Origin of the sequence: Caenibius tardaugens NBRC 16725, from assembly GCF_003860345.1 — a bacterium.
Lineage (GTDB): Bacteria > Pseudomonadota > Alphaproteobacteria > Sphingomonadales > Sphingomonadaceae > Caenibius > Caenibius tardaugens.
Genome location: NZ_CP034179.1, coordinates 941,261 through 954,746, shown reverse-complemented (window position 1 = coordinate 954,746; position 13,486 = coordinate 941,261). Strand labels below are relative to the sequence as shown.

10 protein-coding genes are annotated in these 13,486 nt (G+C 57.0%); 5 read left to right on the top strand and 5 right to left on the bottom strand.

Annotated features, from left to right (window positions below; translation table 11 throughout):
• Positions 1-80 precede the first annotated feature (80 nt).
• The 4 genes from EGO55_RS04420 (at position 81) to EGO55_RS04405 (ending at position 3,456) form a co-directional block, all read left to right on the top strand.
• Entirely contained in the window at positions 81-620 is a 540-nt protein-coding gene (locus EGO55_RS04420; RefSeq protein WP_346723816.1) for a Ros/MucR family transcriptional regulator, read from the top strand.
• A 528-nt stretch (positions 621-1,148) separates the two neighbouring features.
• The gene (locus tag EGO55_RS04415) at positions 1,149-2,078 is read left to right on the top strand and encodes an adenylate/guanylate cyclase domain-containing protein (RefSeq protein ID WP_021691917.1); all 930 of its coding nucleotides are present in this window, start codon (positions 1,149-1,151) and stop codon (positions 2,076-2,078) included.
• Positions 2,078-2,839 carry an adenylate/guanylate cyclase domain-containing protein gene (locus EGO55_RS04410; protein WP_021691916.1) on the top strand — a complete coding sequence of 254 codons (762 nt, stop codon included), beginning with the start codon at positions 2,078-2,080 and terminating at the stop codon, positions 2,837-2,839. The genes EGO55_RS04415 and EGO55_RS04410 overlap by 1 nt, the downstream gene beginning before the upstream one ends.
• The gene (locus EGO55_RS04405) at positions 2,836-3,456 is read left to right on the top strand and encodes a Pycsar system effector family protein (RefSeq protein ID WP_021691915.1); all 621 of its coding nucleotides are present in this window, start codon (positions 2,836-2,838) and stop codon (positions 3,454-3,456) included. Before EGO55_RS04410 ends, EGO55_RS04405 begins: the two co-directional genes overlap by 4 nt.
• A gap of 8 nt (positions 3,457-3,464) precedes the next feature.
• Here EGO55_RS04405 and EGO55_RS04400 read toward each other — a convergent pair whose 3' ends face one another.
• Positions 3,465-4,814, bottom strand: a complete 1,350-nt coding sequence (locus tag EGO55_RS04400; RefSeq protein ID WP_124916707.1) for a hypothetical protein — start codon at positions 4,812-4,814, stop codon at positions 3,465-3,467.
• A gap of 466 nt (positions 4,815-5,280) precedes the next feature.
• Between EGO55_RS04400 and EGO55_RS04395 the strand changes: the two genes are divergently transcribed.
• On the top strand, positions 5,281-7,122 hold the full coding sequence (locus EGO55_RS04395) for a TOPRIM nucleotidyl transferase/hydrolase domain-containing protein (RefSeq protein ID WP_021691913.1): 1,842 nt from the start codon (positions 5,281-5,283) through the stop codon (positions 7,120-7,122).
• Between the two features lie 183 nt (positions 7,123-7,305).
• Here the strand turns inward: EGO55_RS04395 and EGO55_RS04385 are convergent, their stop codons facing one another.
• From EGO55_RS04385 to EGO55_RS04370, 4 genes are all read right to left on the bottom strand, one after another.
• Positions 7,306-7,719, bottom strand: coding sequence for a DUF2513 domain-containing protein (locus tag EGO55_RS04385; protein ID WP_021691912.1), 414 nt, complete (start codon positions 7,717-7,719; stop codon positions 7,306-7,308).
• A 321-nt stretch (positions 7,720-8,040) separates the two neighbouring features.
• A complete protein-coding gene (locus tag EGO55_RS04380; protein WP_021691911.1) occupies positions 8,041-9,621 on the bottom strand; it encodes a DNA polymerase in 1,581 nt (526 codons plus the stop codon).
• The gene (locus EGO55_RS04375; protein WP_021691910.1) at positions 9,614-11,302 is read right to left on the bottom strand and encodes an RNA-directed DNA polymerase; all 1,689 of its coding nucleotides are present in this window, start codon (positions 11,300-11,302) and stop codon (positions 9,614-9,616) included. Before EGO55_RS04375 ends, EGO55_RS04380 begins: the two co-directional genes overlap by 8 nt.
• A gap of 380 nt (positions 11,303-11,682) precedes the next feature.
• Positions 11,683-13,218, bottom strand: a complete 1,536-nt coding sequence (locus EGO55_RS04370; protein ID WP_021691909.1) for a zinc finger domain-containing protein — start codon at positions 13,216-13,218, stop codon at positions 11,683-11,685.
• Positions 13,219-13,486 lie beyond the last annotated feature (268 nt).

Sequence of the window (13,486 nt, the reverse complement as noted above, 5' to 3'; positions counted from 1 at the left end):
GGACAAGAGGATCGCAATCACGGCCATCTGATGGCCAATGCGATCATTTGTTATGAAAGGTGATTTCGATGACACAGAGCATGCATGATCGGGAAGAGCTGATCACGCTGACGTCCGATATTGTTGCAGCACATGTGAGCAATAATGATGTTCCCATCGATCAGGTATCTGCGTTGATCACGCGCGTGTTCGATGCGCTGTCCGGTCTGGGGGCAGAGCCGGTTGTACAGCAAGTGCCGCTGGAGCCTGCTGTGTCGATCCGCGCATCCATCAGGCCTGATCATGTGGCTTGCCTTGAATGCGGCAGGAAGATGAAGATGCTTAAACGCCATCTTGGAGCGGAGCACGGGCTCACATCGGAGGAATACCGGGCGCGTTGGGGCTTGCCCGCAGATCATGCGCTGGTTGCGCCCAACTATGCTGCACAACGTGGGGCTATTGCGAAACAGAATGGTCTGGGGCGGATACCAACCGGACGGGGCAACGATGCAACAGGTCGCAAAGCCGGGCGCACGTCTGCTGCGAAAAACAACAGCAGCGCAGGTGCTGTTAAGCCAGCTCAGCCGCAAACTTCCAAGCGTCGTAAGCTTATCCAGAAATTGAACAAAGGTGCTGATTGAAGGAGGGCTGATCGCGATCTGCTGGAGGTAAGAAAGCGGGTCAAAGTTCCCGCTTGGCCATGCGCAATTTGATCGACGCAATGGCGGCTACTGGGGACGTTCCGGAACGACAGGTTGCAGCCGCACAGATGGAATAGCGGACATTCGGATGCCGGATGCGTCGGTGGCGGCTTCCGTGCCCGACGCATCCCGGCCGTTCGAGGTCGATTTTTCTATTCCCGGGCGCAGACCTACCGCTTTCCCGGTCTGGGCCCCCAACCGAAGCAGCATGAACTAAAATCGTTTTGGTCAAGCAACGTAGAGGCAAACGACGAAACAGGCCAATCAGAATCACGAGACTATAGCGTCTCATTTATGCCCACTGCGGCTCGCGTACCCATCGCAATTCCCCGTCAGGCATGGAACATAAACGGGACGATGGCGAGCCGGCCCAATTGTTGATTATGTCCGAAACGAACATGGATTTTCTTGTCGATGAGCGGTAGCGGCATGCTTCCCGTGTCAGTGGAGCTGTGATATGTTCCCCATATGTTTTCGGCACTGCAACAGGAATTAGCGCGCATGCCCCAGCGCGCTGACTTCGTGATGGAGACGGTCGATGTAGGGGAAGAGGGGCGCGTCTCGGTCAAGATGCTACCTGACCCTCGCCGCTACACGCATATGGAGAGAGATGGCGACACCCTCTATATCGACAAATATCTCGGACATGCGGTTTCGCTCAATGACATGGTCGCCGGATTTTCTGGCGTTCCGATTTACGAGCTTTCGCCGAGCATCGCTTCAACAAGCGAATACGCGCAGTCCCGCCATGCGGCGCTGAGCGACGAAATGGACTCCGGCGAATATACGCCGCCTACCGAAAGCGCGGCATCGCACCGCGAACTGGACATGGGCGGTCAAGAACGGCTGGTCGGCTTTCTTTCGGTAGATATTTGCGGAGCAACGGCCTTGAGGCGGCGCGATGCCGCCGCGTTCGACCGTGCCTATGAGCTGTTCACACGCGAGCTAGGTACGGTTGTCGGACAGTTTAATGGATCGATCCTTAAGACCAAGGGCGACGGTTTTATCGCCTTCATCGATCATCCGTCCTTCACGCGCGTATCTGACAACGTGGTCGATATGGGGCTGACCCTTCTTGCCGTCCTTCATCAATCGCTCAATCCCGCGCTCGAGAAATGTGGGATCGAACCTATCAGTATCCGCGTCGGCGCTGATTTTGGCGAAGCCAAGATCAAGACGATGTCGGTGCCTACTACGGGTTTTGTCTGCCAGGAAGTTGTGAGCGATGCCCTCAACCGGGCCGTCAAGATCGAGGAAGCCTGTAAACCCAATGAGCTTTTGATCGGACGCTGCCTCTATCAGCTTATTCACGTCGGATGGCTCGAACGCGCAACTGAAGTCCCGTTTGAAGGCACTCTGGTCGGCATGCCCGGCTATCAGACCTATTGGATCAAATAATGCCCAATCCATCTTCAGATGAACTCACGGCACCATATTATCGCGCGCAGATCGACCGGATCGTAAAGACGCTCAACAAGATCACGACCCGTCCTACTGGCATCGGCGCAGGGTATGCCATCCCTGATCCCGATGATATCGCGATCCATGATGGTCGAAGAATTGAAGCGACAGTCCTCTTTTTGGATATCTGCAAATTCTCGCAGCGCTCCTGCGAAACGATGGAGGAGCAAGCGTCCATCATGCAGGTGCTCTCGCTCTTTTTCACCGAGATGATCCACATCATTGAGGACCATGGCGGCGTGGTCGAGAAGAACACGGGCGATGGCCTCATGGCCTATTTTGCCCGCAACGATCTTGCGGGTATTTCCATTCAGCAGCGGGCCGTGTCCTGCGCTCTCACCATGTTCGCGGCGGCGGACCTGATTAATCCGGTGCTGCAACGGGCAGGAATTCCGCCGCTCGATTTTCGCATTTGCATGGATCATGGCTTCATCACCGTTGCGAAAGTCGGAGCCGCGCGCCGCTTCAACGGGATCGTAGCCGTTGGCACGACGGCCAACATCGCATCCAAGATGCTCTCCGTTGCGAAGGCGAACACCATCTTGCTCGGCGATCAAATGCTGCGCGGACTTCCGGCCCTTTGGCTAGAAAATTGGGTCAATTTAGAAACCGAAGACACCGGCTGGCACTATCAGCAATCACAAGCCCCATACCCCTTTTGGCGTTATATAGGACGCTGGAAAGCGCCAATCCTATGAGCAGCCAACAAACCGAAGAACATCAAACTCCGATCCTGTTACCGCCTGAGATCGAGAATGCGCCGGGCATCGTGGCACCGCCGACTGCGACCGCAACGATACAACCTGTGCCGGTATCTTCGCTGGAAGCGCATCATGGTGAATTTGCGACGTTCCACGAGGGCTATGTCCGGCATTATATCCAATTGGCTGATGCCAAAGCCGGTGTGGGTTTCGGCGTCATATCGGGCGTGCTGGCCTATTTACTTGGCAAGGATGCCGTGCGAGAGATTTTGTGGCATCCCGCGCTCTCGGCAAAGTTCGGAATCACAGCCACTGCTATCTTGTTTCTGATCGTTTCGGCGATATGCGCGTTTTTGGTGATCGCGCCTCGCCTGCGCTCCTCTCCCGGAGATGCGGGGCTGGTGTTCTTTGGTGATGTTGGGGGCCGTGCGTCGGGCGATGAATATGTCAGCGACATCGCCTCTCGGTCGGACTCTGACCTGACAGCGGCGCGGCTCCGGCACTGTTTTGACGTGGCGAGGGTGTGCACCCGGAAATACGCACTTCTAAAAAAATCTATCTGGCTGGCGCTGCCAGGACTGGCACTCGCGATGGTGACGTTCCTCATATCATAGGCGGCCCGCTAGCTGCTTCCGTTGATTGGCAATCCCCGGCGCAATTCAAACTTCCGCGAATACCCGCCTTTAATACCGCCGATGAAGTCCTCGCGCGATAGGGCGACTGAGCCGTAGGGGATTTCATTTTCAAACTCGCCGAGGGTGGCGATGTCCATTTTCATGCGCTCCACCGCGTTCAGGCTCACTGCCTGTTCGAGTAGATACATGCAGTGGACCACGAACATATTCTCTGCCTCGTTCGGTGAGGCTGGATCGTTCACATTCAGCTTGAGCTTGAGAATGTTGGCAGCGGATGCGTTACCCTCGATATAATACGCGATGTTATTGGGCATCGGCATGCCGTTTCCGAATGCGCACATCAGGCTTGAGGCACACCATTCCTCTTCGAAGCTGTGATGATAATGGCCGGTTTCAAACCCCATGTCGGTCATAAACTTCATCGCCAGATAGGGCGACCAACCTTGCTGTGGCGGCACGTCCGGCGGTGCATTTTCCTGAGCCTTGAGCGCCAGCAGCGCTGTGAGCGAATGCCGCAGTTCTATCTTGTCCGCTGGCCGTGAATGCTGGATCGAGCACCTCCAGCGCTCAAGCAGATCGATGTCGCTGCCAATGCGCGTGATGGCGAGCCAGCGAGCGAATGGAACCAGCTTTGGGTCAAGGCCGAAGATGGAGATCGTCACGAACGTCTCACTATAGGCGATGTAGATGCGCCACCCGTAGAGAAACGGTAGAAATCCGACCGACAGCCAGATGGGGAGTGCGAATTCCAGAGCGTTCGCCCAGGTCGCATTCTTTTGCCATTCTGCAATCGTCATCCACAGGCTGAACCCGAAATAGCCCAGGCCGATCATGGCGGTGATCGCCCCGAAAAGTTTGGTGTCAGACGCGTGTTCGGGGCGGTGTTTTGCGACTTCGGCGGCCATGACGATGAAGGCGACGGCAGGCAGGGCGATCAGTTCGACTAGGAGCGGGAAACTCTGAAGCTCGGTGATAAACGTCAGCACGGTCGCGACCGTGAAAATCTCTTTCGTGATCCGGCCCAGCCCGCACTTGCGATTTTTGGCCGAGACGACTTCGAACATTGTCACGAACGCAAACGTGACGATCCAGATGACGGTCGTTTTCAGATTGGCGAGCGACCACCAACCGAGCTTGGTTGTTAGGTAGATTTCGCCTGATGCGTAAAGAGCCGCGAGTATAAGTGGCAACACAATGACGGGGTTGAAAAACGTCCGCAGGACGCCCGCCAACCCTTGCCGCGTATCGCGCCCTACGAGGACGAAAGCCAATAAAACGCCAAACCAAAATACAGTGGCGATTTCCCGATTAGTAATGGATGCCCAAATATCGCTCATGGACCTATCGGACATGATTGCGAGATATTCTGCAAGGTTAGTCTAAGGATAGCCTTACCCTTCGGGCCGGGCTCTCGTGAATCAAGCCGCTGCGTCGCCTCGTCGAGAAACGCATCTTCCGCGTTGGGTCTGAGCTTCTGTGTCCGGCCTGCAATCTCAAAGGCTGGATGTCGATCGATGAACTCGCCCAGCGCGTCGACTGCGGTTATTGTGGCGCTACGATCAATACACCTAAGCTGCTTGGGACGAGTTTGGTCATCGCTGCAAACATACCCGGATGTCAGGTTTTCTGCTTTGGCGCTCCTAACCAGACAAGCCGAAATATCTCAACGATGGTCGATCGTGTCGACGAATTACCTGTGAACGAACGCTAAGTTTCGACGGCGCGATCCGACGCTCCAAACGACGGCTATATTGGCGGAACCGAGAGTCGCAAGCGCGATCTCTAACGGCTATCAGCGATTGCATGCGCTTGCCGTCCGACCTTCTCTCCGTACTCATCGAACATGATGCCTTTCGAGTCTGCCGGCTGATGCGCGCGGCGGAGTTCGCAAGCTTCTGCAAGGAGCGGAACGTCAATATCGATGTCACGCGTCTGCGGCGCTTCGAGCGCCTGGGCGTTTTCCGGCCGATGATGCGGATCTATAAATCCGACCTCACGGTAAAGCTGGAGCGGACGGCGGATGGGCTGCGCCATCTCGGGGCGCTCGAGGATGGCGAAACCTGGGCCGGCGAAACACGGGTCGAGATGGCCCAGTTCGACCCGACGACGCATTACGCCGCGAACTGGCGCGAGCACGGACTTATCTGGGCACCCGGACAAGGCGATTGGTTGCACGCGAGCTCGATTGATGCGGAGCCGCAGCGTCACGAGGCCTACTATTCGCGCTTTCAAATATATCCTCTCGCACATGTCGTCTCGGCGCTGACCCTGCACGTGCATCTCGAATTAGCGGCACTACCCGATGGCACGGTCGATCCGGATTGGGGGCACTCGCTGGTGGCGCAATGTGGTGACCTCGCCGCAGACACCGTCCGGTCGTTCCAGACAGTTCACAACGACCAGACGAAAGCGGCGCTGGCCCAGGTTCTCGCCAATCGCTTCTATTTCAAGACCCAGAGCGATGGCCGGCGAACGACGATCAGCCAGTTCCAAGACTGGGACTGGTATGACTACGCGCGCAGCTGGCGACCCGATTCCGTGCTGGCCGCGTTTGAGATCGACGAAGAAGCATCGAAGTGGAGTTACGAACGGGTCGACCTCGACTGGTCCCACGTCGACCCTATAGCCAAGTGGTACAGTCTGGCGCGCTTCGTCGCCGTCGAGAAGCGCAAGCGGCTGAAAGGCGACGCTTTACATGCGCTGACCATTCGCGAAATGGCTGAGATGTTCCGCCTCTTTCATCGTGAAGCGTTCGGGCAGGACCTCAAGCCGCTCGGTGAGGTCGGCGTTCATGTCATTGTGCGTATTCCCGACGTCGATCCCGAGGACGATCCCCTACGAGCGCTGGAATTCGTCGCCAACGATTTCGGCGTGAATGCCAAGCCTCAGCTCGTGCTTTTCGTCGAAGGTGAGACCGAGCAAACCGTCCTACCCATACTATACGAACGGCTCTGGAGCGCGCCCGCCTCACGTTTCGGCATCGAGATTCTGAGCCTGGGCGGAGTCGACAATGCGGCGGGCGGTCGAGAAGCCCCGTTTAGCGCGATGTGGCGGCTGGTCGATTATCTCCATCATCACCAGACGATGGCCTTTGTACTTCTCGACAATGAAGGCCTCGCAAGCCGCAACGTCAAGAATGGCTTAGCCAAGGCCAACTCGGTCCACTCGCGCGATCGCAAGGCGACGCGGCGGGATATGATCAAGATCTGGCGCACTTCGTTCGAGTTCGAGAATTTCAGCGACACCGAGCTTGCCGGCACGCTGAATAGGCTTGCCGGCAAGGATTGTTTCGCGCGCGCTGATCTCGCGCACTGCCGTGCTTCAATGCGCGCAGGTCCTAAAAAGGGGCAGCCGCTGGCAACGCTCGAGCGGCTCTATGCCGAGCGAACCGGCGATAGGCTGTGCAAACCAGATCTTGGACGACTGCTAGTCGATCTCGTTTTTAGCGCCACCACGCGCCGGAAGCCGGAAAACCGGCCGATATCTCGGTTCCTTCAACGGGTCGGTGATCGCGCGTCGCTTAACCATCAACCTTCGACACATGAGTATTGGGAACTGAATCAAGCCTCGGGCTATCTCGGATCGCTGCGACCTGCCGGACGGGTCCGCAAACGGAAATCTGCCAAGCAACGCCGCCGAGGGTGAACTCCGCAGCCGGTCCACCGTCATCCAACCGAAGACAGGCAGACCCGTGCAGTTCGAGGTCCTGTCGGAAGCCCGGAAGAGCCTGAGCGCATGGTTGCCCACGCTTGCTCTGGCTGAACGAACGGCAAATTTCGGGCAAGCTGTTTGGGTGCTCGAACGTCCGCTATGTTGGCGGTAGCGATCTTATGTGAGGACAATTCCTAACCGCTCACTGGCGACGTGCTTCCCATAAGCTTTAGCTAACTCCCAGAGAAACGACACGCTGGCATTACCTGCTTTTTCGGCACCCGCCTTGGCTCTTTCCCACACTTCCGTGTCGCGAACCGTGTCGAGGAATTCATGGCCATTCCAGGTAATGCGTTTCGCGCTCCAGATGCCGCCCATGTTTTTATAAAATTCAACAAACCCCGCATCTTCCAACAGACCTAGATGATAAGCTAAGCGTTCAGCTTCCTCCGCTGGTATAGTTTCAGCTGGGTCGATGCCTAAGGTATCGGCAACATCATCACCCAACGTGTTGAACGCGCGGTGGCCACGTTCGATGTCAAGCAAAAGGCTGCGGATGAAGTCCATATCGCGCTTGAGCGGCGTACCCATAGGCATCTCCTCTCTATCTGAACGTATCCTCCAAGCGGAGAACGAAAGATCACTGTAGGCTTTTCCGCATCGACCAGACAGAAAACAGCGCAAATCGAGCTAATCCGACTTCTCGATGTCGCGGTGAATGAGCGGCAGGTTTCGGGATCCTGTGAAGAGGGAGGCATGACCGCTCCGTCCGGCATTTCCAACACCGCCGGAGGCAGTTACGATGGCAGTTGTCGACCAACTTACGCCGTCCCGGGGCGGTACCAAGTATGTCGGCTCATGCTGTTACCTGCCGTTTTCTGCACGTAGAATTGCCACCGGAGTTCCTCAGAATTATCTACTTTTCGGCGCTGAGAGGGGGGGCTCGCGCTCGGCAAAAGGACTGATTGATGCCTTCCCTGCGACCTGTGAACCGAGCACGTCGGTCATAACTCTCTCGAAGGCATCGACAACTTTGGCTGGTGTTTCCGCGAGCCGGTGTTCGAACAGCAGTGCGTCGTGCATGGGCAAAACCACTTTGACGTCGCTCATGGACGCGGCCTCCAGCAGCGCGCGCTTGAATATAAGGGATGCCGTCCCTTGGATCACCTGACTGACAGCTGAGCGTTGCTCCTTACCAGTGAGCTGCCCCCTACCTGTCCGCCGGTAGTGGTTGCCAAGAACAGTAGCTACGCGGCCTGAACGCTGGAAATCCAGCCATAATGACTTCTTCCAGTCCTCGTACTGCTGGAAGAGCCGGAATGCTTCTTTTGCTTTCTGCCGATCTACCCCCAGGGAGTAAGCCGCATCGACCAGCGCCTGCCGGCTCATCCCGTATGCATAGGAAAGGAACAATTGCTTCGCCGCTTTCCGGTTGTCGAAGAGACCCAGATGAGTATTCGCGAAAAGATCGTACATATCACCTGCCGCGTAGAGCCGTTTCAGCTCCTCGTCTCCGGAAAGGGCAGCCATTATGCCGACCTCGAACTGGTCGAAGTCGACATAGCTGAGTTGGGTGCCGGCAGACGCACTGATGATGGACCGGTACCGCTTTGGGATGTTCTGGAGGCTGGGACTGCGCGGTTGGACGCGCGACGTTCGCGAGCCGAACACGTCCACGACTGGCCGAATGCTACTACTGTTCAATGTAAGGGAACTAAGAACCCCACGCGACGTATCGAGCGCGAGCAGAGCCATGGTGTCGCCCCCGAAGTCGCGTTCGTGTGGCACGAATTCAAGCAGGTACTCGACAGAAACTTCATCCAGTTCGAAGCCCTCCCGGATTAGCTTAGCCTCTAAGGCTCGCCTGCTCGGCGTCTCAAGGGGCATGTCGTGCTTGGCGGAATAATTCTTTAGTGACAGGAAGTAGTCGTGCTCAGCCTGTGACCGCTTTTCCGAAAGCCCAGTAGCGTCAATCGAAATTCCTGCCGACATGGAAAGCTGGAGTACCCGGTATGCGGGTACTTCAAGTGTGAAAAAGCGCTCAAGCTCCCCGTTTGTTTCGGCCTGTTCACTCAGGGCGACATACATGGCCACGATCGCCGTCGCGGCTTTGATGGCAATGTCGTCGTTGAACGGGACGCCCTTGTTGAACATCTTCTGGTAAGCGTCGCAAGTTTCCTGGTCGGCTCCATGCTGACCGAGATGTCGGGTTACATCACGCTTTTCACGGTCGAGCCGGTCCTCGGGCACCCCGCTAGTCGAGATGCGGAACTCGTCGACGTCAACGATTTTACCGGGTAGGGTCCCGGTCTTGTCGAACAAAATGTCGCGGATCATCCAGAAGTCATGGCATAGCAAAATTCCCGCAAACCTGACGATGCTTTCGGCATCAGTTTCCTCCAGCTGGCCATCCAAGAACCAGTAAAACGAATCCTCCCCCCTTCCGGTAAAGTCTTTCACGAAGAGCATCAGTCTGAAATCTGGGTCAATCATAGCCGCTGACCTCGTCTACGAGGTTCAGAAGATCCGTGCTCTCGCGGACAGCAAACGGTAGGCCGTCCTCGTTGCAGTGATGCTTCGCCCTTAGCCCAGTTCCCTTCAAGCCGATCGGCACTTGGTGATGGAGGGGGCGCAACGCCTCTGCGGCCAGAACTGACGAGGCGAGGAGGAAGTAGCGGGCGTTCTGGTAAGGCAGCGAGGCGAACTCGCCAACGCACCTTTCAATCAGAGCTTTTTCTTCGACGCAACGGAGCCAGATGAGGATGGCCGCCGCCTCACCAGTCTTTATGTCCTCGCGCAGTTTACGATCGGCCAGCGCCACGAGGCCGTCGGACCGGTGCCGCCGTACCGCAAGCAGCATCCAGATGTTGTAATTCTGCCAATCGTGGATGGCACCACCATCTGCCAGCAGAAAAGCCTCTAGGGCAGGCAGGCAGCGTCCATCGCGGTCCAAGGTGGCTATTAACCGGCAGTATTGGTCGGTCGTGACCGCGTGCTCCGATAGCGAGCGCGACAGGGCGTCGAGCAGCTCGATCGATAGTGCGTCGCCCACGTCGAAGAGACCGGACTCGACGATCTTTGCCACCCTGTTCACTGCGAAGCGGAAAGTACGCGTCTGCGAATCTCCGGCCGCGATGCATCGTGTAAGTATGTCGAAGATGTAGGTCACCGATCTGGTAACGATGCGGCGGCTACGGGACTGCCACATCTGATTGATGGCGATCGTGGAGCTGTCCTGCGAGGGGAAGTACTCCGCTATCTTGGCGCTCGAGGCGTCCGGGGCGAGGATTTCGGTCTTGTTCGCGTTGATGTTGAGGCCGACCGTCCGTAATTGCCGGATCAAATCCTGTAGGGCTCGCCGAGCGTGGATCTCGGAGTCGGCAATGATCCGGATGTCGTCTACGTATCGGTAATAGTCATAGCCCCTCTTGGTCATCTCCCTGTCCACTGACGATAACAGGATGTTGGATAGGAAGGAGGAGGCATCGCGGTTTTGAGGGAGGCCATGATCCCCGCTAAACGTCCATTGAGTTAGTAACCGGTCGAGCGTGGCGATCGCGTTGCGGATCTGCAACTTCTGCGGGCCGGTGGCCGCAAGATCGGGTACGGCTCTCTCGAGTGCATCCACGATCTGCACTCTCGACACGTTCTCGAAGAAATTGCTCAGGTCGGTGACCAGGAGATGGCGTTCTGATTTACTGAAGGTCAGCGCCACCCCCTCGAAGGTGAACCAGCGGTCGATCTTGTTCTTGAAGAGGTATTTCGGGTTCAGCGGCGCTGCCTCGTAGCGGTAGCTCAGCACCCGGTGGCCGAGTAGCGGGTCGTAAAAGGGGATGAGGAAGCTGCATATCGCTTGGTAGATGAAGCGGTCGAAGAAGTCGGTCTCCAACCCGTAGCGTTCGCCGTACCCCTTCTTCGGTATGTTCCGGACGACGCTGCGATTGCCGCGATATACACCGTTCCATTCCTGCAAGAGCGAGACGATAATTCGCTTCGCTTCTGCTGGATGTTTGAAAATGTCGTCGTACTGGAGGCAGTCGAAATACCAGTCGTCGCGCATGTCCTGGCGGAGATGCTTAAGCACGAGGTCGAAATCCACCGGGAATCCCAGCGCCTGACCGTTCAACCAAAAGGCCGACTGGAGCACATAGTCAGAATCGTCACTGCCGGCCATTTCTAGGCATCCCCCTCACTTCCACAGTGGTGAGCCACAGAATCTGAGCTTTGTCTAATACAACTAAAATTCCACAGCGCTGGGCTAGAGCGCTAAGCAACCGCTCTGGCTGGTGGCCCAGAGGCGGTCGCCGCACTCCTTGATCGCATTGGCCATGAGATGGATCGCCATGATAACATGGACTACTGAAAATGGCCCGCCACGCAACACGATCGAAACCTACCGAAACAGCTAACTGAGTTTGGGGTCAGGATCCAGCCATCCTCTTGGTTACCAACCCGAAAGCGCATTATCCGGCGATCCGATACGCGGTCGAAGGTCTTCGAACTCGTGATGCATCGCAACTCCCGGCGCGATTGGAGGCTGGCTTCCCTGCGACTTCAGTCGAGGTACCATGTTTGCCGGCGATACATCGTGCCAACGCCACCGCATGAGCGGCATTCGTCATGTTTCAAATGGCCCCTGCCTTTGCATTTCGGACAATTGACCTCGTCCCACTCGCTCCAATCCACGTTGTCGTATTGACGCTTTTCCATCTCGCCCTCGCCACCACAAGCGGGACAATCCTCGTGATCGACCCTGCCGGATCCCTTGCACAATCGGCAGTCCACGTTGCGGTAGTCGGCAAGATCGATGCGGTCAGCATACTGCCTTTCCATCTCGCCCTCGCCACCACAAGCGGGGCATTCTCGCTCCTCACCGCGCTCTGCGCATAGGGGGCAGTCGACGTTGTCGTAATCGCGGAGATCGATCTGGTCAGCATATCGCCGCTCCATTTCACCTTCGCCGTCACACGCTGCGCAACGCTCTCCATCCCGTTTGCGTTTACCCTTGCAGAGCGGGCATTTCACATCATCGTAGAGTCGCAGATCAACCGCCTCTAGGTAACGCCGCTCGAACTTACCTTCGCCGCTGCATTCGGGACAATCATCACCGTTCCGGCGAGCACTTCCCTCGCAAAGCGGACAGTCGACATCCTCGTAATCGGACAGATCAATGTACTTCACGCGATCTTCGTCGACCGCGCCTTCACCGCCGCATGCCGGGCAATCACGACCATTGCGTGTGCCACGACCGTTGCACACCGGACAATCGGCCTGGCCGGTCTCCTTGAGATACCGAGTTCTTGCGCTTGCTGTCGTCGCCGCAAACTCGGCGAGCGCACCCGGAGTCGCCCGGTTCATCTTTTTGGCGGAATTCGACACAGAAGAGGCCAGCTTCTGTAGGGGGGCGGGCTTTTTGCCGTTCTTGGTCTTGGTTTCGTCGGCGACGAGCTTGTCGGCGGATTCCTCCAAGGCCTTAAAGTCGACGCTCGCCATGACCTCCAAGCCTTGCTTGGCTTCGCTTAGAGCCGCGTTGTCGATCATTGCCGACAGCTTTTCTACCTGACGTATCAGCCGCAGGAACCCGCTGCTGGCAGCGCGTTCAAGACTAAGAACCCTGAGCTTGCGGTCGACCAATACCTCTTTCAGGACCTTGACGGTCTCCATCTTTACGTTGTGCGCGACCGCTACCTTGTCCACTACCGTGTGGTGATTGGGGCACAGCCAAATAAGGCCCCCGGGATGATGACTCATCGTCTTTGCCACCGGCTCGATATGTGCGGCTTCCCCCGAGGCTTCATGCCCGCAGACGGGGCATGCAGCGGCGGCCTCGAGCATGATCGCTTCTTTGATCTTTTTAGGAAGGCGCGGCCGCTGGGCGCCGGGTTTCTTAGGCCATGGGGCGTGAAGGTAGGTGTCGAAGCTGTCGAGCTCGGCTTGGTCGTACCAGCGCAGGCCGTCACGCTCGACAAAGGCAAGCTTCCGGCTTTCGCCTGATTTCACCGCGCGGCTCGTGAAATAGCGCAGCAGTTCGGGAGTCATTTTCAGGTAAATGGCGCTTTCGATCTCGGAGAGCTGAGTTGGTGACTTCATCTGCTTTTACCCAGGTAATCCTTCCCCGAAGACCTCGACGCTCGCATCGACCGTGATCGGCGCAGATGGCTCCTTGAGCACCACATAGGGCAAACAATTCCGAATTTACAGCTTGGGCCATGACTCAGGCATGGATCGATTTTGCCGAGAAGCTCGAACGTCCGTTTATGTCGAGAGCCGTTGTTGCCCAACGGCTCCTGTAATGGCGGCTTTGTCCCAAGTCAGGTCGCCCGCTACCGCACGCCAGCCCGATGAATGAAGGGCAGGT

Excerpts from the sequence above, each read along its gene's own strand:
- EGO55_RS04395 (WP_021691913.1), top strand. The coding sequence starts at position 5,281 with ATGCGCTTGCCGTCCGACCTTCTCTCCGTACTCATCGAACATGATGCC.
- EGO55_RS04420 (WP_346723816.1), top strand. The coding sequence starts at position 81 with ATGCATGATCGGGAAGAGCTGATCACGCTGACGTCCGATATTGTTGCA.
- EGO55_RS04385 (WP_021691912.1), bottom strand. The coding sequence starts at position 7,719 with ATGGGTACGCCGCTCAAGCGCGATATGGACTTCATCCGCAGCCTTTTG.
- EGO55_RS04370 (WP_021691909.1), bottom strand. The coding sequence starts at position 13,218 with ATGAAGTCACCAACTCAGCTCTCCGAGATCGAAAGCGCCATTTACCTG.
- EGO55_RS04380 (WP_021691911.1), bottom strand. The coding sequence starts at position 9,621 with ATGATTGACCCAGATTTCAGACTGATGCTCTTCGTGAAAGACTTTACC.
- EGO55_RS04415 (WP_021691917.1), top strand. The coding sequence starts at position 1,149 with ATGTTTTCGGCACTGCAACAGGAATTAGCGCGCATGCCCCAGCGCGCT.
- EGO55_RS04400 (WP_124916707.1), bottom strand. The coding sequence starts at position 4,814 with ATGAGCGATATTTGGGCATCCATTACTAATCGGGAAATCGCCACTGTA.
- EGO55_RS04405 (WP_021691915.1), top strand. The coding sequence starts at position 2,836 with ATGAGCAGCCAACAAACCGAAGAACATCAAACTCCGATCCTGTTACCG.
- EGO55_RS04375 (WP_021691910.1), bottom strand. The coding sequence starts at position 11,302 with ATGGCCGGCAGTGACGATTCTGACTATGTGCTCCAGTCGGCCTTTTGG.
- EGO55_RS04410 (WP_021691916.1), top strand. The coding sequence starts at position 2,078 with ATGCCCAATCCATCTTCAGATGAACTCACGGCACCATATTATCGCGCG.